This window comes from Flavobacterium sp. RSP15, assembly GCF_003968755.1.
GTDB lineage: Bacteria > Bacteroidota > Bacteroidia > Flavobacteriales > Flavobacteriaceae > Flavobacterium.
On sequence record NZ_RYDL01000012.1, the window covers coordinates 77,572 to 98,177 of the forward strand.

Consider the following 20,606-nt stretch of genomic DNA (forward strand, 5'->3'; position numbering starts at 1 on the left):
TGGCACGCAGATAACACGAATTTTAGCAGATTTTTTATGTGTGTTAATTTGTCATTACTGTGTTGAATTGGCACGCAGATGACACGAATTTTAGCAGATTTTTTATGTGTGTTAATTTGTCATTACTGTGTTGAATTGGCACGCAGATGACGCAGATTTTAGCGGATTTTTTATTTGTGTTAATTTGTTATTACTGTGTTGAATTAGCACGCAGATGACACGGATTTTAGCGGATTTTTTATGTGTGTTAATTTGTTATTACTGTGTTGAATTGGCACGCAGATGACACGGATTTTAGCGGATTTTTTATGTGTGTTACTGTCATTACTGTGTTGAATTGGCACGCTGATGACGCGGATTTTAGCGGATTTTTTATGTGTGTTAATTTGTCATTACTGTGTTGAATTGGGACGCAGATGACGCGGATTTTAGCGAATTTTTTATGTGTGTTAATTTGTTATTACTGTGTTGAATTGGCACGCAAATGACACGGATTTTAGCGGATTTTTTATGTGTGTTAATTTGTCATTACTGTGTTGAATTGGCACGCAGATGACACGGATTAAGCTGATTTTCACTGATTTTAAAATAGTCAAACTTAAAAATCAATATATCATTCCTCCTACCATGCACTAAAAACCACTTACTATTCACTTTTCACTTCTCACTAAAAAATTACTCCTTAGCTTTTGTCAAATAATACACTGGAATCCCGATGAGCATAATCACCACACCCCAGCCGCTCGTACTTGTTTTAGTGTACAATAACGCAACACAAATCGCCGAAGCAATAATTAGGTAAAGAGCCGGTAAAAATGGATATCCAAAAGCTTTATACGGTCTTTCGGCATCTGGCATTTTCTTGCGCAGAATAAATATTCCAAGAATAGTCAGAATGTAAAATATCAAAACGATGATAACCACAAAATCCAATAAATCCCCATATTTTCCTGTCAAACACAACGCCGAAGCCCAGATACACTGCGCCCAGATAGACCAAGCCGGAACACTTGTATGATTCAATTCAGCCGCTTTCTTGAAGAAAACACCATCTTGCGCCATCGTATAATACACTCTGGCACCCGCCATAATCAATCCGTTGTTACAGGCAAAAGTCGAAATCATAATCATCACCGCGATTATTAATGTTCCCACCGAACCAAAAATACGTTGCGAAGCCACAACAGCCACACGATCTGATTCGGCCGTAGCAATTTCATACAAAGGCACAACAGCCAAGTACATCAAGTTAGCCAAAATATAAATCACACTCACGATTAAGGTTCCTAAAAACAAACTCAATCCCACGTTGCGTTTTGGATTTTTTATTTCTCCGGCGATAAAAGTTACTCCTTCCCAAGCCACACTAGAGAACATTGAACCTACTAGTGCTGCCGAAATTCCTGATATCAACGCCGTTCCACTTATGGGCAACCACGAACCCGTTTCCACATTCAGGGCTTGTGACGTCCAGACATTGTTCCAGTTCGCGTCCCAAACCTCGGCTTTGGCAGCCATAAAACCAAAAATAATCAAACCTGCCAACGATAGAATTTTGATAACTGTCAAAACCGTCTGTAAAATCTTAGAGTTTTTTACCCCACGGCTATTGATGTAACTCAGCAAAATAATGGTAAAAATAGAAACAATCTGAGCCGCATTGAGTTTAAAATCCCCTATTTCATATAAAATATTCTTATCACTTAAAGGCGCGTACAAGTAGGCGGCAAATTTAGCAAAAGCCACACCCACGGCAGCAATGGTACCGGTTTGTATCACCGCAAAGAAACTCCAACCGTACAAAAAACCCACCAGTTTCCCGTAGGCTTCCTTGATGTACACATACTGCCCGCCCGCTTTAGGAAACATCGCGCTCAACTCACCATAACTCACGGCAGCAATCACGGTAATCGTTCCTGTAAGCACCCACATGGCAATCAACCAACCCGCAGAACCCAGCTGTCGCACCATATCCGAGCTCACAATAAATATCCCGGAACCTATCATAGAACCCACCACAAGCATGGTTCCGTCGAGTAATCCTAATTCTCTTTTAAAATCGTCTGGTTTATGGTCTTCCATGTTTTTTTGGGTTTTGGGTTTTGGGTTTTTAATTGGCTAAAGATATACTTTTTTTGGAAATTTCATAAAAAGGACTGAGAAAGTGACAACAAAGTGAGTGGTGAAAAGTGAAAAGTGAAAAGTGAAAAGTGAAAAGTGAGTGGTGAAGAGTGAATGGTGAGTGGTGAGTGGTGAGTGGTGAGTGGTGAGTGGTGAAGAGTGAAAAGTGAAAAGTGAGTGGTGAGTGGTCAAGATTGAAGTTGTTCCTTTGGGCGTGACCCTGCAGCAGCTTTGTCGTTCCTCCTCGCCACTTTGGGTCGGGCGGTACGCTATATCTTTATTTTCTTAAAGAAAGAAAATAAAGGATGCCGCTTCCCTCCCTCACGCAAACCGCACTAATTATATCGTTTATTCTTTTGTATAAAAACTGTAAGAAAATTTTAATATATTTGAAAGAATAAAAAAAAGACAAGCAATAGCGACAATCTGCCTGATTTTGGGTGTATCGACGCTATTTTATAGCGAGTGTATACAAGTTAGCGGTAATTCATAAACAAAACGAAATGAAATCGATGTCAAATCCTAATTCTAAAGTTAGAACAATAATTATAATAATACTTATTCCAATTGCCCTCTTTTCTTTTTTTACTTATTATAAAAATTATTTTGAGAGTTTAATACAAATCAATTATAATAGTGATCTTGATATTGTAGTCGAGAAAGCTTTTAATGAACACGGCACATATGTACTAAATGGTAAATATTGCATTAAGAGCGACACCCGTTTATTAGACGGTGTTGAGAAACTTAAATTAAAAGATCCAACCGTAATCCACAATTTTTCAAAATTTGTTCCTGTTTTATATAATGTTGAAACTCCATATAAAATTCTTAAGTATCCAAAAAGCAGTAATTTATTTCTTATAAAGAAAAAGGATACTGTATTGATGATTTTAGATTCGTTATAATCTGCACTACCGCTAACAACTACTACAACGGATTTAGGCAATTGGCTAAATGGAAAGTTGGCCTTGTATTTGGATGATTTGGCAAATCCGAAAATAGGGCTTAATTTAGTCCCAAACCCGCTGTAGTGCCAAAACGTTGGGCAACAGCAACAAAAAGCCAAAAAATCAACAACATTTGTTTCTTAAAAAGGAAACTTCTATCTTTACAGAAAATTAAGATTACTGAAAAATGGATTATAAATTTAAAGTTGAATTTCTTGAACCAGTTATAGAATTTTTAGAAAATCTAGACCCGAAATCTAGAGAAAAAATACTTTATAATATTTGGAAATCGAGAAGCGTAAACGATAATGAACTATTCAAAAAACTCGATGGCGAGATTTGGGAATTTAGAACTTTATACAACAAACAATACTTGAGACTTTTTGCTTTTTGGGATAAATCAGATAAAAAGGATACAGTAGTAATTTCTACTCACGGCATTATAAAGAAAACAGACAAAATCCCGAAAGTAGAAATTGAAAGAGCAGAATCATTAAGAGTGGAATATTTTAACGAAAAGAAATAAGATTATGAAAACATATAGTTTAGAAGAAGTAACGGATAAATTCGTTGGAGAAAAAGGAACAATAAATAGAGAAAATTTTGAAAATGAATTGAAAATTGATTTGATTGGTCAAACAATTAAACAAATTCGTAAAGAACGAAATTTGACACAAGAACAATTAGGAGAGCTAGTTGGTGTGAAAAAAGCTCAAATTTCAAAAATTGAGAACAGCTTAACTGACGCAAGATTCGATACGGTTATTAAAGTTTTTCGAGCTTTAAATGCTAAAATTAATTTTAATGTAGAATTATTAAATCAGAATGTAGCAATACACTAAAATTGCCGATTGCCCAACAGCTACACAGTGATAGCGCGGATTTGCAATCCCGATAGCGCTGATATGCCACAGTAGTTAGCGCAGTTTTGTAAACTGTGCCCACAACATTAAGCAAATAACAAAAATTCTCTCTACAAAATATAAAGCTACAACAACATAAGATGTTTGTTGAAATAATATAGAATGGGCTGGTCGTTGTTTTTTAATACTTTGTGTGACTTATTTTATTTCATGAATAAACAGTCCGTTTTAAAAAAAAGAATTTTTAGTGTAGTTTAAATCACATAAGTAATAACTATGGTATAATGTCGTATTTTAAAATTAAGATAAAATCATGTGAAAATCTGATTTAAAGCTGTTTTACTTAAAGTTAATTCTTTTGACTTTACGACTTTTAAACTTTAGACTTACTTATATTCACTCAGTGACTACAAAAATACAGTTCGCTTGGAGGTTTTTATCCAGACCCATCGGAAAAACAACTGACCTCGGCACTAAGACTTGCGCGAAAGAGAAACCGAAAGAAAAGTCAAAAAAAGAAAATAAAAAAATGAAATTTAAACTTATAAATAATATTGACAAACTTGGAACATTTGGACTTTTTCTAACTGCAATTTTCTCACCTTGTTGTTTTCCTCTTTTTTGCATTTGGAGCATCAGCACTTGGGCTTGGAAGTTTAGAATTATTCGGAGGTTGGACAATGTGGATTTTTCAAATAATGGTTTTGATTTCAATTATCGGAATATATATTTCGTATCGAAAACATAAATACTTCTATCCATTATTAATTGCAATTTCGAGCGGAATAATTATATTTTCCGGATATTATTTGAGTAAATCTGAAAATTCAACTTATTTAATTTATGCAGGAATGTTTGGACTTTTTATCGCAACAATTGGAAATTATTATCAAAATAAAATATACGGAAATTGTAAAACTTGTGGAATATATGAAGGAAAAACTGTTGAATTGAAATCGACAATCATTTGTCCGAAATGTGGATACAAAAAAGACGAAATGATGCCGACAAATGCTTGTGAATTTTTCTACGAGTGTGAAAATTGTAAAACAATATTGCGACCATTAGAAGGAGATTGCTGCGTATATTGTAGTTACGGAAGTGTGAAATGTCCACCAATTCAAGTTGGAACAAGATGTTGCTAAAAACAAGAATAAATGAAATAAATTAGTCCTTCTTTCAACAGTTAGAGTTATGTGGCGTGGCGTGGCACTAACAATAAAACTCGTTTTATACAGTCCATCCCATCCCCTTATTACGGGAGAATCCCGACCCTTCGGACGGATTTGCAATCCGAGCCCCTAAGGAGAATGATTCAGCAAGAAATTATGCCAGTTTAGAGAGTGAATTAGAAGTGGTTTTATTAGAATTATTATGATATTATTTACGGGCACGGATTACAAATCCGCCTATCCTGGTTATAGGGACCCAAAAGCAGGAAAAATTTATATATATTTGGTAACAGCCGCCCGCAAAATTAATATTCTAAATACTTAACTAATCCTATTTTATATGACAAAGCTTAATCTAATTATTCCACTCTTGATTTTGACTATACAACTAGTTAACGCACAATCAGTAGAAAGTTTAAAAATAAAAAAATACACACAAAAGAACGCAAACGAAATTATTACTGAATTCTCAGAATTTTTAAGTATCCCTAACGTAGCATCAGAGCCATTAAGCCTTCGTAAAAATGCTGATTTCATCATGTCAATGATGAATCGAAAAGGTATCAAAAATGTGCAGTTATTACATGGAAAAACTAAAAATATTCCGCCAGCCGTTTACGGTGAAGTTCTTATACCGGGTGCAAAGACAACATTGATTTTCTATGCCCATTACGACGGCCAACCTGTAAATCCTGAACAATGGAATCAAAATCTGAGTCCTTTTATCCCAAAGTTATATACGGCAGCTATTGATAAAAACGGCAGTAACATTCCTTTCCCTTTAGATGGAAAATACAATAACGAATGGAGAATATATGCCAGAAGTGCTTCCGATGACAAAGCAGGAGTTGATGCTATTATAAATGCTTACGACGCCATCAATAAAAGCGGCTTAAAACCGAGTTACAATCTTAAATTCTTTTTTGAAGGAGAAGAGGAAAAGGGCTCAACACACCTAGATGAAATCCTACAAGAGAACGAAGCCCTTTTACAATCCGATTTATGGATAATATGCGACGGACCGGTACATCAGTCTGGGAAAAAGCAAATTTATTTTGGTGTTAGAGGAGATACAAACCTTTACTTTACGGTATATGCCTCAAAAAGACCATTACATAGCGGACATTATGGTAATTGGGCTCCAAACCCTGCGATGATGCTAGCACAGGTATTAGCATCAATGAAAGATAACAATGGTCGCGTGACGATAAAGGGGTTTTATGATGATGTAATACCATTAACACCATCAGAGAATAAAGCATTATTGACAGTTCCTTCTGTTGACGAACAGATGAAAACTGAGCTTGGTATAAATAGTGCTGAAATGCGAGATAAAACATTAAGCGAATCGATCAACCTGCCCTCTTTAAACATAAATGGTATGCAAAGTGGTAACGTAGGCAAAATGGCCTCAAATCAAATTCCAACTACTGCTACCGCTGTTATAGACCTGAGGTTAGTATTAGGGAACGACTGGGAAAGACAACAACAAAAAGTAATTGATCATATAATAAAACAAGGCTACTTCGTCACAAGTAACGAACCTACAGATGAAGAAAGAAATTTGTACCCAAAAATTATAAAAGTTATTCGCGATAAAAATGGAATAAATGCACAACGCACCTCCATGGACTTAGCAATTGTCAAAAAGGTGATTTCTGCAGTTGAAGCCACAACAAAAGACCAAGTTGTACTGCAACCAACTATGGGAGGAAGTCTACCGTTATATTTATTTGAAAAATATCTAAAAACAAACACCATTTCCGTTCCAATAGCGAATCATGACAACAACCAGCATGCAGAAAATGAAAACATTCGACTTCAAAATTTGTTTGATGGCATAGAAACTATGGGGTCGTTAATGCTGATGAAATAGGTCTAACGGTATATTACCATTATTTTAAAAAAATATAGTAAAAATTGTTTTAAATCCTAATTCCAACCAAAGTCTTCTCTTTAAAATAATTTTATTTTATCAAAAAACCCAATATGAAAAAACTAACCAAAGAATTTAAATTACGACAAGCTATATTCATTTATAAAAATGATTTTCAAGCACTTATACAAAAACGGTATTGAACAATAAAAAAAAATTATGATTAAATTATATGTACTTCGCTCTTTTTTGCTACTCTTTTTTATTCCCTTTTACGCAAAGGCACAAACAGTATCCATTGCCGAAAAAACAAAAACAATGAAAGTTTACAATGGCTACAAACCTTTTTATTGGGATGAAACTACGGGTAAAATATGGCTGCAAATTGATAAATTTGACAAGGAATTCTTGTATCAAACCGCTATTCCAGCTGGTTTGGGATCAAATGATATTGGACTCGACCGAGGCAAATTGGGCGCAACGTCTATTGTGAAATTTAGTCGGGTTGGAAACAAAATTTTAATGATTCAACCCAACTATTCCTATCGAGCCATAACGAATGATGCCGCCGAAAAGAGAGCTGTTGAACAATCCTTTGCACAATCAATATTATGGGGATTTACAGTTGCTGCCGAAACTAGCGGAAGCGTTTTAGTAGATGCCACCTCTTTTTTCATGCGTGATGCTTTAAAAATTAGCGCTATTCTACAAACAAATAGCCAAGGCACCTACGCGCTCGACGAAACACGCAGTGCCTTATACTTAGATCGTACAAAAAACTTTCCCATGAATTCTGAATTTGAAACTACGATGACCTTTGTTAATAACAGCGGGAAATCTGGTGCTTATGTCAATGCAGTAACACCTGCTAGTGAAGCCATTAGCCTACGGATTCATCATTCGTTTGTTGAGTTGCCTGACAGTAATTTTAAAACTCGTACCTATGATGCGCGCTCCCCTTACAATACTAATTCTTATTTTGATTACAGCACTCCCATTTCAGAGCCTATTCAAAAAAACTTTATTAATAGGCATCGACTAGAGAAAAAAGATCCTTTGGCTGACCGAAGTGAAGCCGTTAAACCCATAATTTACTACTTAGACAATGGCATTCCAGAACCTATACGTAGTGCTTTATTAGAGGGTGCTAGCTGGTGGAATCAAGCTTTTGAATCGGCTGGATTTATAAATGCTTTTCAGATAAAAATTTTACCAGAAGGTGCTGATCCAATGGATCTTCGTTACAATGTGATTAACTGGGTCCACCGTTCTACCAGAGGCTGGAGTTATGGCTACTCCATTGCTGATCCCAGAACTGGTGAAATTCTAAAGGGAAATGTTAGCTTAGGTTCCTTACGTGTTCGCCAAGACTATCTTATTGCGCAGGGATTGCTTGCACCTTTTGAAAATGGCGATTTACCCGCTGATAATAAAATGTTACAAATGGCCCTGCAACGCTTAAAACAATTGGCCGTTCACGAAGTTGGACATACGCTAGGACTAATGCATAACTATATTTCAAGTTCACAAAATAGATCCAGTGTTATGGATTATCCACCGCCTATGGCTACCCTAAACAGTAATGACGAAATAGATCTCTCTAATGCGTACACCAATGAAATTGGAGATTGGGACAAAGTCAGTATTCAATATGGGTATAAACAATTCCCTAATGGAACCGATGAAGCAGTTGCATTAGACAATCTATTAACTGATGCCACTAAAAAAGGACTCACCTTTATATCCGATCGAGATGCTCGCGATGCTGGCGGACTACATCCCAATGCTAACTTGTGGGATACTGGAAATGATCCTGTGACTGAACTAAAAAGGGTCATGCAAATTCGAGCAAAAGCACTGTCTAAATTTGGAGAAAACAACATTCGCAAAGGCACTCCAATGGCTATGCTGGAAGATGTATTAGTACCGGTCTATCTTTTTCACCGCTATCAAGTTGAGGCTGCTACTAAAGTGATAGGTGGACAATATTATTCTTATGCCATAAAGGGTGATGGGCAAATGGTGACTAAATCAGTAACTAAGGAAGAGCAACTTAATGCTTTAAATGCTGTTGTGGATTGTATGGATCCAAAAGTACTAGCACTGCCAGAACGTATCATAAAATTAATTCCGCCTCGTCCAGCTAATTATGACTATGATCGAGAACTATTTAACCGCAAAACCGGTCTAGCTTTTGATCCATTAGCCGCTGCTGAGGCCGCCGCTGATATTCCACTTTCTTTTTTATTCAATACCAGTCGACTCAACCGGTTAGTAGAATATCAAGCAGAAAATGGCGGTCTTGGAATTGATGATATGATTCAAGTCCTTACTACTAAACTTTGGAACGGCCAAAAATCAGTAGGATTAGAAGGATTGATACAACAACAAAACGAACAAATGCTGTTGACCTATTTGCTTGCGGTTTCCGTGAATGATAGTGCCTCCTTTGCCACAAAAGCTGGACTATTAAAAGCAATAGACGACCTCAAAACGAAGGTGACAGCCCAACTTAAAAAAACTAAGAACAATACTCAAAAAGGATATTTACTTCTAACACTAGAGCGGATTAAATCACCCGAAAAAGCAAAAGCGACTTTGCATCAAACAGCACCTCCAGGAGCTCCTATAGGATGCGGTACGAATGAAAATTAGAATGTAATTCATGACCACTAACCTGTTCGGTACCATTTGTTCTTAACACTTCTTAGGATGAAGGCAAACCAAAGTTTCGATTCAGCAGGAAGCAAAGTCGAAGTGTAGTTATTAAAACAATTGAGTTAAAGTCATTGGGAATGCTATCGTGATTCTGTTTTAAAGTAATGATGTATACAAAAAAAGCCCCAAACGGGGCTTTTTACATATAACAAATTCAATTTTCTACTTACTCAAATACATTTTTCTTCTAGAGTATAATTCGTAGAATTGATCGTCTTTCAAATCATCAATAAACAAGATGCTTTCTCCTGTTGATTTCATTTCTGGTCCTAATGCTTTGTTCACATTATGGAACTTGCTGAAAGAGAAAACCGGTTGCTTGATAGCGTATCCTTTCAACTGCGGATTAAATTTAAAATCGGTTACTTTATTATGCCCTAACATTACTTTGGTTGCATAGTTCACATACGGTTCTCCATATGCTTTTGCAATAAACGGCACCGTACGAGACGCTCTAGGATTTGCTTCAATGATGTAAACGATATCATCTTTGATTGCAAACTGAATGTTGATTAAACCAACGGTTCTCAAAGCCAACGCAATATTTTTGGTATGGTCTTTTATTTGTTGCATTACAAATTCACCTAAGTTAAACGGTGGCAAAGTCGCGTTACTATCTCCAGAGTGCACTCCGCAAGGTTCGATGTGCTCCATAATCCCTATGATGTACACATTCTCTCCATCGCAAATCGCATCCGCCTCTGCTTCTATAGCGCCATCTAAATAATGGTCTAAAAGCAATTTATTTCCTGGAATCGTTTTCAATAAATTGATAACGTGCTCTTCCAGTTCTTGTTTGTTGATTACAATTTTCATTCCTTGACCACCCAACACATACGAAGGACGAATCAATAATGGAAAATCTAAAGTATCCGCCAAAGCTGAAGCTTCATCCGCTGTTTCAGCGATTCCAAATTGTGGAAAAGGAATTTTTAAATCGGTCAACAATTCTGAGAAACGACCTCTGTCTTCGGCTAGATCCAATGCATCAAAGCTCGTTCCTATAATTTTAATGCCATATTTAGACAATTTTTCGGCTAATTTCAAGGCCGTTTGTCCACCTAACTGCACGATAACGCCTTCTGGTTTCTCGTGTTGGATAATATCGTAAATATGCTCCCAGAAAACCGGTTCAAAATACAATTTATCAGCCGTATCAAAATCCGTCGAAACTGTTTCCGGATTACAGTTGATCATAATCGTTTCGTAGCCACATTCTTTAGCCGCTAACACACCATGAACACAAGAATAATCAAATTCGATTCCTTGTCCAATTCTATTTGGGCCTGACCCAAGAACGATTATTTTCTTTTTATCGGTAACAATACTTTCATTGTCAACGTAACGTGTTCCGTCTGCTTTTTCTATTTCGGCTTCAAAAGTCGAGTAATAATAAGGCGTTTTTGCTTTGAATTCCGCCGCACACGTATCCACCAATTTGAATACACGATTGATGTTCATTGTAGTTCGCAGCGTATGTACCTGGCTTTCCAGGCAACCTACCATGTGAGCAATTTGTCTGTCGGCGAAACCTTTTTGTTTGGCTTCTAATAGCAATTCTCTGGGTAAAGAATCCACTTTATAAGTAGAGACTTCTTTCTCCAACGTATAAAGCTCTTCGTATTGTTTCAGGAACCACATATCGATTTTAGTGATTTCATGGATGCGACTCAATGGAATTCCCATCGCGATAGCATCATAAATCACAAAAACACGATCCCAACTCGCAAAAGTTAGTTTCTCGATAATCTGTTCGTAGTTAGTATATCCTTTTCCGTCAGCACCCAGACCATTTCTTTTAATTTCCAAAGATTGAGTCGCTTTGTGCAATGCTTCTTGGAACGAACGTCCAATTCCCATTACTTCCCCAACAGATTTCATTTGAAGTCCTAACGTTCTGTCAGCACCTTCGAATTTATCAAAGTTCCAACGTGGAATTTTTACAATCACATAATCCAAAGTTGGTTCGAATAATGCCGAAGTCGATTTGGTAATTTGATTTTGCAGTTCATCTAAGTTGTACCCCAAAGCTAGTTTGGAAGCGATTTTTGCAATAGGATATCCCGTTGCTTTTGATGCCAAAGCAGAGGAACGAGACACACGAGGATTGATTTCAATCGCTACGATGTCTTCCTTATCGTCCGGCGAAACGGCAAACTGCACGTTACAACCTCCGGCAAAGTTTCCGATGCTTCTCATCATCAAGATTGCATAATCACGCATTCTTTGAAATGTCGAATCAGATAATGTCATTGCTGGCGCCACAGTGATGGAATCACCGGTGTGGATTCCCATTGGATCCATATTTTCGATAGAACAAATAATAACAACATTATCGTTTTTATCTCTCAAAAGTTCCAATTCGTATTCTTTCCAACCCATTAAAGCCTTGTCAATTAAGACTTCATGAATAGGAGATGCTTCTAAACCTCTAGTTAAGAGTTCATTAAAATCTTCTTTTTTATAAACAATAGCCGCTCCTGTTCCACCTAAAGTAAACGAAGGACGAATTACTAATGGAAAACCAAATTCTTGCGCAATTTCTTTTCCTCTCAGATAAGACGTACATATTTCTGCTGGAGCAGATGGCACACCGATTTTCTTAAGCAGTTGTTTGAACTGTTCTCTGTCTTCAGTAATGTTAATAGCGTTAACATCCACCCCAATTAATTTCACACCAAAATCCTGCCAAATCCCTTTTTCATCGGCTTCTAAACAGAGATTTAAAGCCGTTTGCCCTCCCATTGTAGGCAGGACTGCATCAATCTGAGGATGTTCTTTTAAAATTTGAATAATCGATTTTGTCGTTAAAGGCAATAAATAAATATGATCCGCCATTGAAGGATCGGTCATGATTGTAGCCGGATTCGAATTGATCAAAATAACTTCGATTCCTTCTTCACGAATAGAACGTGCAGATTGCGATCCCGCATAATCAAATTCGCATGCTTGACCAATAACAATAGGACCTGAACCTATTATTAAAACTGATTTTATGGATGTATCTTTTGGCATTGTGTGTAATTATAGTGTTGTGTAGTTGTTGTTTTGAAAAGATTAAAATTACTGAACTCAAATCTTTTAACTGTAAATCTTAAACATTTTTTAACGAATAGGTATAAAAAAAGGCGATACTAAAAAAAGTAACGCCTTATTTATGTTTATACAAACATTATTTTTTGTGTCTTGGTTCGCAAGAAACAGTCAATTTATGTCTTCCTTTAGCTCTTCTACGCGCAAGAACTTTTCTTCCATTAGCAGAAGCCATTCTGTCCATAAATCCGTGCTTATTTCTTCTTTTTCTTTTCGATGGTTGAAACGTTCTTTTGCTCATTGCTTTGTATCTTTAAAATCTTATTTATATGTCTTCCTATTTTTGAATAACTGTTATTCTAAAACCGAGTGCAAATATACAAAGACTTTTTTTTCTCACAAGTAGTTTTGTAAAAATATTTTCAATTCATTTTACTATATTTGTGATCTTAAATTAAACACACTATGTTTCACAGAAATATTAAACTTATTATCGCCGGACTTATCATAGCTACTGGCATTTGGCAATTTACAGAAGGCAATATCGGTAATGGGATTTTCCTTGTATTGCTATCCGGAATTCCCATTTTCTTGTACTTCAAAAACGAATTCATCCTATTAGCCTTCTTAAAACTACGAAAACAAGATTTTGAAGGTGCCAAAAAATGGTTGGCGTACATCAAAAATCCGGAAACGGCTTTGATACAAAAACAACAGGGCTATTTTAACTATTTACACGGAATTATGCTTTCGCAAACGAATATCAATCAAGCAGAGAAATATTTTAAGAAAGCCATTGAACTCGGATTATCAATGGACATGGACTTGGCTGTAGCCAAATTGAATCTGGCCGGAGTTGCCATGACACGTCGTCGTAAACTTGAAGCCACTACGCTATTGAACGAAGCCAAAAAATTAGACAAACAGAATATGCTGAAAGAGCAGATTACTATGATGAAACAACAAATGAAGAAAATATAGTTTTTATACTTATCAAAAAAAAGGTCAAATGGATATAACATTTGACCTTTTTTCTTTGGTTTATATCCTAATTTTTGGAATAAAACTGCTTCATGTTTTCTTATATCAATATCCGTTATTAATACTAAATTGATAAAATTAGCCACAGATTAAAAAGATTCAACTGATTTCTTAAATACAAAATAAAATCTGTACATATCTTTGAAATCTGTGGCAAAAAAATGCTTGGCACACTTTGAGGACATTCCTATTTTCTTAAATGCCTTATATGGTTCAAAAAAATTAGTTAATATCCTTTTAACGGAATATCGATTTGGTATTTCTTACCGGTATCATTTATTAATTTTGTTTCTCTAAGCCAAGGATTATGAATTTTCAAAATCTTATAGTTAATCCCTTGGCTTTTTGCAAAATCAGCTAAATCTGCAATCGAACTGTCAATTTCTATTTTCCGAGTGGGCAGCGTTACGTATAATTCTTCGGGAGCAATCCTAAAATTGTATTTTTCTGGATTTTCCATAATTTCTTTCAAGGCTAAAATTCTGAAAACATAGCGGGATGTTTCTTCGGTAAGCAACAAATCATAATAATTCGATACTTTTTGAATCTCAATTTGTTTGTTTACTCCTGTCATTCCACCATTATACGAGGCTGCTGCCAAAGTCCAACTGCCAAATTTACCTTTGGCACTCAAAAAATAACTGCACGCTGCCTGGGTTGATTTCTCAAGATCGTAACGCTCATCCACATTTTCATTGACTTCCATGCCGCGTTCTTTGGCCGTTTCCGGCATAAATTGCCAGATTCCCCTTGCCCCTGCCGGAGAAACTACATTCACTAATCCACTTTCAATGACGGCCAAATATTTGAAATCATCCGGAATACCGTTCTTTTTTAGAATAGGCTCAATTACTAAAAAAGCACGACTGGCTCTTTTTATTGCCAAAATTGTAGAAGAATGTAAATTGACATTCACCTGTAATTCCCGGTCAAATCGTTCCTTGACATCTGCTATTTTCAACGGAGTTGCTTCCCCTGAAAAATTCAGTTTTTCAGGAAAAAAAGATGTCGATTCTCTTTTTAACACTTTTTCAACGTCCGGATTTGTAGTGGCAAAAACTAATATCCCACTCGCAAAAACTACGGTAAGCACTAGAATCACTTTATTCATTACTTTCATCTTTTCTTTTTTTATGCCTTTAGAGTAGTTGCGAAAGTGCGTTTGCTTCTTTTTTGGTTTCCAATATAATGGAAGGCAAATTTTCATTCAACCATTTGTATTTATTCAAAATCATAATATGTGTTCCTCCTTTTACAACGATACAATTCTTAATATATTTTATAGGAAACACATCATCCATATCTCCATGAATATGAATCACCTCTGGGTCTGCAACTGTTCTGTTCCAAAGAACAACCTGCTCTACTGCCCAATTCAAATAGCGAATATCCCGAACCGAAAGGAATTTTTTATACAATTTTAATCTTTGATTCACTTTTTCTCCAAACGAAAATTTAGCCAGGTTTTCCAGATTCAAAATCAAACTCATAGGAATCAGCTTATAAGCCTTCGTTGTTTTAGCAATTTTTAATCGGCGTGGAAATTCTAAATTACTTTTGACACTCGAAATGATAATCACTTTTGAGACAGCTATACATCTAGCGATTTCCTGAACCAAAATACCTCCAAATGAAACGCCTATCAAAACGGGATTTTTATGCTTGATTTTCTTAGCTATCCTATTGGCATAATCCATCAGCGCTTCATTGTCCAACGGAATCTCCCACTCTAATAAATGGATCTCAAAACGATCTTCCGGAAGTGCAATTCGTTCAAAAATAGCGGTACTTGCCGCTAATCCTGGCATTAAATAAACTGGAATTTTACTCATAATTGTTTTAACGATTTTATAACAACATTCCCCTTTTTTATAGCGAATTTTGTATAAAATTAATTTTTTTATTGGAACCTGCTGTAACTAAGTAAGTCGAAAGTTTAAAAGTCGTAAAGTCAAAAGAATTAACTTTAAGCAAAATAGCTTTAAATCAGATTGTTACATAATTTTATCCTGATTTTAAAATATGACATTATACCATGGTTATTACTTATCATCTTATTTTATTAATAATTTATGACTACACAACTATTTGAATCAAACACTAGGGGCAAAGCTGATTTTGGCTGGCTAAAAGCCAATTTTTCTTTTTCTTTTGGAAATTATTTCAATCCGGAACGTTTGCAATTTGGAATGTTACGTGTTTTAAATGATGATATCATCAAGGGCGGAATGGGTTTTGGGACTCACGGTCATGCCAACATGGAAATTATCACCATTCCTCTTGAAGGCGGCTTGAAACATCGTGACAGCATGGGAAACATCGGTGTCATTGGTTTTGGAGAAGTTCAGGTAATGAGTGCCGGGACTGGAGTAGAACATTCTGAAATGAACGCAAGCCACATCGACGCAGCCAAAACGCTACAGCTTTGGGTCTTTCCTGACAAAGAAGAAGTTACACCAAGATACGACCAAAAATCATTTGATATTGAGAATCAAATCAATACCTTTGTAAATATCGTTTCGCCAAATGATATGAATGATGGCAATGCACTTTGGGTTTACCAGAAAACCTTTTTTCATTTAGGAATTTTTGACAGCAATACTTGTTCGACCTATCAGGTTCGAATTCCTAATAACGGTGTGTACTTATTTTTAATCGAAGGCGAAATAGAAGTTAACAACCATGTTTTGAAGGCAAGAGATGCCATGGGAATAACCGATTTTGAGGCATTTGAAATCAAGATTATTACCAAATCAAAAATACTTTTGGTAGAGGTACCAATGAATTAGCGTTAATTATTATGGAGGCAGCAATCACTATGGAAATCAAAGACAACACTTTTGCAAGACAATTTGAAACTATGGTCGACGAAGGATTAGTTACTGTTGAATATTCGTTTCAGGAGAAAAAAATATTTTTGACAAAAATAAATGTACCGGAATCCTTTGAAGATGAAGAATTCATTTCTAAATTTCTAAAAAACATCATGGAAATTGCAATAGAACGAAAATTTAAAGTTGTTCCTATCCTTCCAAAAATAGTTGTTTTTTTTAAAAAGAACCCTATTTACAAAGAGTTGCTTCCTCCGGGAATCAGACTCTAAAAAAAAGAGGCTATATTCTTGAATACAGCCTCTTTTTTATGGAGATTTTCAAGCGATTACTTCTCTATCTCTCGCATACTGTCCATTTTTTTGTGCGCTAGGAAACCCGCAATATCCTCAAAATGTTCCACTACTCTTTTGTTTCCAAACTCAAAAACCTTAGTGGCTAATCCGTCTAAGAAATCCCTATCGTGAGAAACGATAATCAATGTACCATCAAAATCGCGCAAAGCCTCTTTGATGATGTCTTTGGTTTTCATGTCCAAATGATTCGATGGCTCATCCAGAATCAATAAATTCACCGGTTCCAATAATAATTTAATCATTGCCAAACGGGTTTTCTCTCCTCCGGAAAGCACTTTCACTTTTTTGGTTACATCATCGCCCTGAAACATAAAAGCCCCCAAAATATCTTTTATTTTAGTTCGGACATCCCCCACGGCAATGTCATCGATGGTTTCAAAAATAGTCGCATTTTCATTTAATAAAGAGGCTTGATTTTGAGCAAAATAACCAATTTGGGCGTTATGGCCAATTTCTAAACTACCACCATTGATTTCGATTTGTTTCATAATGGCTTTGATCATCGTCGATTTTCCTTCTCCATTTTTCCCTACAAAAGCCACTTTTTCGCCTCTTTCGATCACCATATTTGCATTCGAAAAAACCACATGCTCTCCATACGCTTTTGATAAATCTTTTACAATTACGGGATATTGACCGGAGCGAGCAGCTGGTGGAAATTTTAGTTTCAAAGCAGAAGTATCTACCTCATCTACCTGAACGATAACGAGTTTCTCTAACATTTTTACACGGGACTGTACAGCATCCGTTTTAGAAAAAGTTCCTTTAAAACGATCAATAAAAGTCCTGTTATCCGCAATCATGCGCTGTTGCTCGTCATACGCTTTTTGCTGATGCACACGTCTGTCTTTTCTGAGTTCTAAATAATGTGAATACTTGGCTTTATAATCATAAATACGTCCCATTGTAACTTCGATGGTGCGATTCGTAATATTATCGACAAAAGCTTTATCGTGCGAAATAACCACAACCGCTTTGGCGGAATTAATCAAGAAATCCTCTAACCATTGAATACTTTCAATATCCATGTGATTGGTAGGCTCATCCAGCAAAATTAAATCTGGTTTTTGCAAAAGGATTTTGGCAAGTTCAATTCGCATTCTCCAACCTCCGGAAAATTCCGTAGTTTGTCGGACAAAATCTTCGCGAACAAATCCCAGACCAAGCAGGATTTTCTCCACTTCGGCCTCATAATTTACTTCTTCAATAGCATAAAATTTCTCGCTTAAGTCAGAAACTCTTTCGATCAATTTCATATAAGCATCACTTTCATAATCGGTGCGAATCGTCAATTGCTCATTGATTGCATCGATTTCGGCTTTCATCCCAAAAACCTCCCCAAAAGCTTTCGAAGTTTCTTCCATCACTGTTGCGCCATCTGTAGTCAATAAATGCTGAGGCAAATACGCCACTACGGCATCTTTTGGCGCTGAAATATTCCCGGTTGACGGCTTGCTTTGACCCGCAATAATTTTAAGCAGTGTCGATTTTCCTGCTCCATTTTTGCCCATTAGGGCAATTTTATCATTCTCATTTATGGCAAAAGAAACATCACTAAAAAGTGTCGTTCCACCAAATTGTACGGAAATATCGTTAACTGTAATCATTGTTTATTTGTTGATTTGGTAATTCGGTTAATCGGTTAAATCAATTAAACGATTTTTTAAAAGTGCAAAGATAGATTAATTAAGTACTCTGTTTACTATAAAATAAAAGCTTGCAGAAAGAGAATAAAAATTCTGGTCCTGCAAGCTTTTAAAAAGAAATACTCAAACTAAGTAATAACCATGGTATAATGTCGTATTTTAAAATCAGGATAAAATTATATAACAATCTGATTTAAAGCTATTTTGCTTAAAGTTAATTCTTTTGACTTTACGACTTTTAAACTTTCGACTTACTTACGCTTCTTTATTTGTATTGATCTCGTCCCATAATGGCGCATTCATAACACCAATTTTCTGTGGATTAAATACCGGGTTTTTACCCTCTTTCTTTTGTTTTTCGTAATCTTTTAATGCTGCGAGAGCTGGCTTTTGCAACAGCAGGATTGCAATAATATTACACCAAGCCATAATCCCCACACCAATATCACCAATATTCCAAATCAATTTAGCTTCATTGACACAGCCATACATAACCACTAGTATCATCACCACTTTTAACACGCGATTGAACATGTGCGAATTTATCTTTCTGGTCAAGTACGAAATATTAGTTTCAGCAATATAGTAATATGCCAAAATAGTGGTGAAAGCAAAGAAAAATAACGCAATAGCCACAAAGAAAGAGCCAAAGCCAGGAAAAACACTATCCATAGCGCTCTGTGTATAGCCTGTCCCAGCAGTAACATTTTGCGCTCCCTCGTACAAAAATTCAGTGGCCCCATTTGTACCTAAGACCGGATTTTCTACATTATATCTACCGGTAATCAGCAACATAAAACCGGTTGCACTACAAATCAATAATGTATCTATATAAACTGAAAAAGATTGCACTAAGCCTTGTTTTACCGGATGCGACACATTTGCAGCAGCGGCAATATGCGGTGCAGTACCCTGTCCCGCTTCATTAGAATAAAGTCCTCTCTTTACACCCCACTGAATTGCCAATCCAATAACGGCTCCAAATCCGGCTTCCTGATTAAAAGCACTTGTAAAAACCAAAGAAATAACGCCCGGTAGCTCGCTAAAGTTCATCCCTATTATCACAACTACAAGCAAAATATAACCCATGGCCATGATAGGAACCACGATCTCAGTCACTTTTGCAATTCTTTTTACCCCACCAAAAATAATCGCTCCAAACACAAGAGCAACAACAACGGCGGTAATTCTAGTATCAAGATTGAAGGCATTCTCTAAACCTTCAGCAACCGAATTGGACTGAATACCGGGCAGCAAGATTCCTGCAGAAATAATAGAAACTATAGCAAACAAGATGGCAAACCACTTAACACCCAAGCCTCTTTCGATATAAAAAGCAGGACCTCCTCGAAACTGTCCCAAATGTTTTTCTTTGTAAATTTGCGCAAGAGTCGCCTCTACAAATGCGGTACTCGCACCCAAAAAAGCAACCATCCACATCCAAAATAAAGCACCCGGACCACCAAAGGTTATTGCTGTAGCCACTCCGGCAATATTTCCCGTACCAACCCTGCCGGCCAAAGACATGGATAACGCTTGAAAAGACGAAACACCAGATTCTGAACTTTTGCCATCAAACAGCAAACGAAACATTTCCTTAATGTGCCGCAGTTGAAGAAAACGAGTCCGAATAGAGAAATAAAGCCCCGTTCCTAAACATAAAATTATTAAAGGCGTACTCCAAACTATTTCATTTATCATTCCAACAATCTCTTCCATATATTCCATTTATATTAATAATCCGACCAATTAATTTTTATAAAACTATAACATTAAGCCAAAGAAAACTAACTAAGAGCCCTCTAAAACCCAAATAAACTCTTAATCCACTTAAAACCAACGGCTGAAACAGCGTCTTATTTGTATTGAAAAAAGGATGTATCCATTCTCTTTTTCTTGTTTTTATAAAGAATCCATTTTTATTTGTCTTGTCCTGAATAACCGATACAGATTATTAGATAAAAATATTTAATTAAACACTTGCAAAAACGTTTTTGCA

The 20,606-nt window shown here is 36.2% G+C and carries 16 protein-coding genes and 1 pseudogene; 10 read left to right on the forward strand and 7 right to left on the reverse strand.

Annotated elements, in window-relative coordinates; all coding sequences use genetic code 11:
- Nucleotides 1-675: 675 nt before the first annotated feature.
- Nucleotides 676-2,082 carry an APC family permease gene (locus tag EKM00_RS12155; protein ID WP_126516375.1) on the reverse strand — a complete coding sequence of 469 codons (1,407 nt, stop codon included), beginning with the start codon at nt 2,080-2,082 and terminating at the stop codon, nt 676-678.
- 542 nt (nt 2,083-2,624) lie between these two features.
- Here EKM00_RS12155 and EKM00_RS12160 point away from each other — a divergent pair.
- The 7 genes and pseudogenes from EKM00_RS12160 (at nt 2,625) to EKM00_RS12185 (ending at nt 9,637) form a co-directional block, all read left to right on the forward strand.
- Nucleotides 2,625-3,029 (forward strand): hypothetical protein, encoded by a 405-nt coding sequence (locus tag EKM00_RS12160; protein WP_126516376.1) that lies wholly within the window; start codon nt 2,625-2,627, stop codon nt 3,027-3,029.
- 229 nt (nt 3,030-3,258) lie between these two features.
- On the forward strand, nt 3,259-3,597 hold the full coding sequence (locus EKM00_RS12165; RefSeq protein WP_126516377.1) for a type II toxin-antitoxin system RelE/ParE family toxin: 339 nt from the start codon (nt 3,259-3,261) through the stop codon (nt 3,595-3,597).
- A gap of 4 nt (nt 3,598-3,601) precedes the next feature.
- Nucleotides 3,602-3,913, forward strand: coding sequence for a helix-turn-helix domain-containing protein (locus tag EKM00_RS12170; RefSeq protein WP_103999201.1), 312 nt, complete (start codon nt 3,602-3,604; stop codon nt 3,911-3,913).
- Between the two features lie 608 nt (nt 3,914-4,521).
- Nucleotides 4,522-4,761 (forward strand): annotated as a pseudogene (locus EKM00_RS14990) (MerC family mercury resistance protein); the annotation flags it as partial.
- Nucleotides 4,762-4,860: 99 nt separating this feature from the next.
- Complete coding sequence (locus EKM00_RS14995) at nt 4,861-5,079, forward strand: GDCCVxC domain-containing (seleno)protein (RefSeq protein ID WP_233592292.1); 219 nt, start codon at nt 4,861-4,863, stop codon at nt 5,077-5,079.
- Nucleotides 5,080-5,446: 367 nt separating this feature from the next.
- Nucleotides 5,447-6,982 carry a M20/M25/M40 family metallo-hydrolase gene (locus EKM00_RS12180; protein WP_126516379.1) on the forward strand — a complete coding sequence of 512 codons (1,536 nt, stop codon included), beginning with the start codon at nt 5,447-5,449 and terminating at the stop codon, nt 6,980-6,982.
- A gap of 219 nt (nt 6,983-7,201) precedes the next feature.
- Nucleotides 7,202-9,637: a zinc-dependent metalloprotease gene (locus EKM00_RS12185; protein ID WP_126516380.1), complete on the forward strand. Its 2,436-nt coding sequence runs from the start codon at nt 7,202-7,204 to the stop codon at nt 9,635-9,637.
- 225 nt (nt 9,638-9,862) lie between these two features.
- Here the strand turns inward: EKM00_RS12185 and carB are convergent, their stop codons facing one another.
- Nucleotides 9,863-12,715: a carbamoyl-phosphate synthase large subunit gene (carB, locus tag EKM00_RS12190; RefSeq protein WP_126516381.1), complete on the reverse strand. Its 2,853-nt coding sequence runs from the start codon at nt 12,713-12,715 to the stop codon at nt 9,863-9,865.
- Between the two features lie 157 nt (nt 12,716-12,872).
- On the reverse strand, nt 12,873-13,034 hold the full coding sequence (gene rpmH / locus EKM00_RS12195) for a 50S ribosomal protein L34 (protein WP_007136275.1): 162 nt from the start codon (nt 13,032-13,034) through the stop codon (nt 12,873-12,875).
- Between the two features lie 164 nt (nt 13,035-13,198).
- Between rpmH and EKM00_RS12200 the strand changes: the two genes are divergently transcribed.
- On the forward strand, nt 13,199-13,714 hold the full coding sequence (locus EKM00_RS12200; protein WP_126454373.1) for a DUF2892 domain-containing protein: 516 nt from the start codon (nt 13,199-13,201) through the stop codon (nt 13,712-13,714).
- 286 nt (nt 13,715-14,000) lie between these two features.
- On the opposite strand, the gene EKM00_RS12205 is transcribed toward EKM00_RS12200, so the two are convergent.
- Together EKM00_RS12205 and EKM00_RS12210 are read right to left on the reverse strand one after the other, a co-directional pair.
- Nucleotides 14,001-14,894, reverse strand: coding sequence for a lytic transglycosylase domain-containing protein (locus EKM00_RS12205; protein ID WP_126454375.1), 894 nt, complete (start codon nt 14,892-14,894; stop codon nt 14,001-14,003).
- Nucleotides 14,895-14,913: 19 nt separating this feature from the next.
- The gene (locus EKM00_RS12210) at nt 14,914-15,606 is read right to left on the reverse strand and encodes an alpha/beta hydrolase (protein ID WP_126516382.1); all 693 of its coding nucleotides are present in this window, start codon (nt 15,604-15,606) and stop codon (nt 14,914-14,916) included.
- A gap of 240 nt (nt 15,607-15,846) precedes the next feature.
- On the opposite strand from EKM00_RS12210, the gene EKM00_RS12215 reads away from it, so the two are divergent.
- Nucleotides 15,847-16,563: a pirin family protein gene (locus EKM00_RS12215; protein WP_126516383.1), complete on the forward strand. Its 717-nt coding sequence runs from the start codon at nt 15,847-15,849 to the stop codon at nt 16,561-16,563.
- Between the two features lie 29 nt (nt 16,564-16,592).
- Nucleotides 16,593-16,877: a GNAT family N-acetyltransferase gene (locus EKM00_RS12220; protein WP_126454468.1), complete on the forward strand. Its 285-nt coding sequence runs from the start codon at nt 16,593-16,595 to the stop codon at nt 16,875-16,877.
- A 56-nt stretch (nt 16,878-16,933) separates the two neighbouring features.
- Here EKM00_RS12220 and EKM00_RS12225 read toward each other — a convergent pair whose 3' ends face one another.
- On the reverse strand, nt 16,934-18,568 hold the full coding sequence (locus EKM00_RS12225) for an ABC-F family ATP-binding cassette domain-containing protein (protein ID WP_126516384.1): 1,635 nt from the start codon (nt 18,566-18,568) through the stop codon (nt 16,934-16,936).
- 294 nt (nt 18,569-18,862) lie between these two features.
- Nucleotides 18,863-20,326 carry an alanine/glycine:cation symporter family protein gene (locus tag EKM00_RS12230; protein WP_126516385.1) on the reverse strand — a complete coding sequence of 488 codons (1,464 nt, stop codon included), beginning with the start codon at nt 20,324-20,326 and terminating at the stop codon, nt 18,863-18,865.
- Nucleotides 20,327-20,606: the final 280 nt, after the last annotated feature.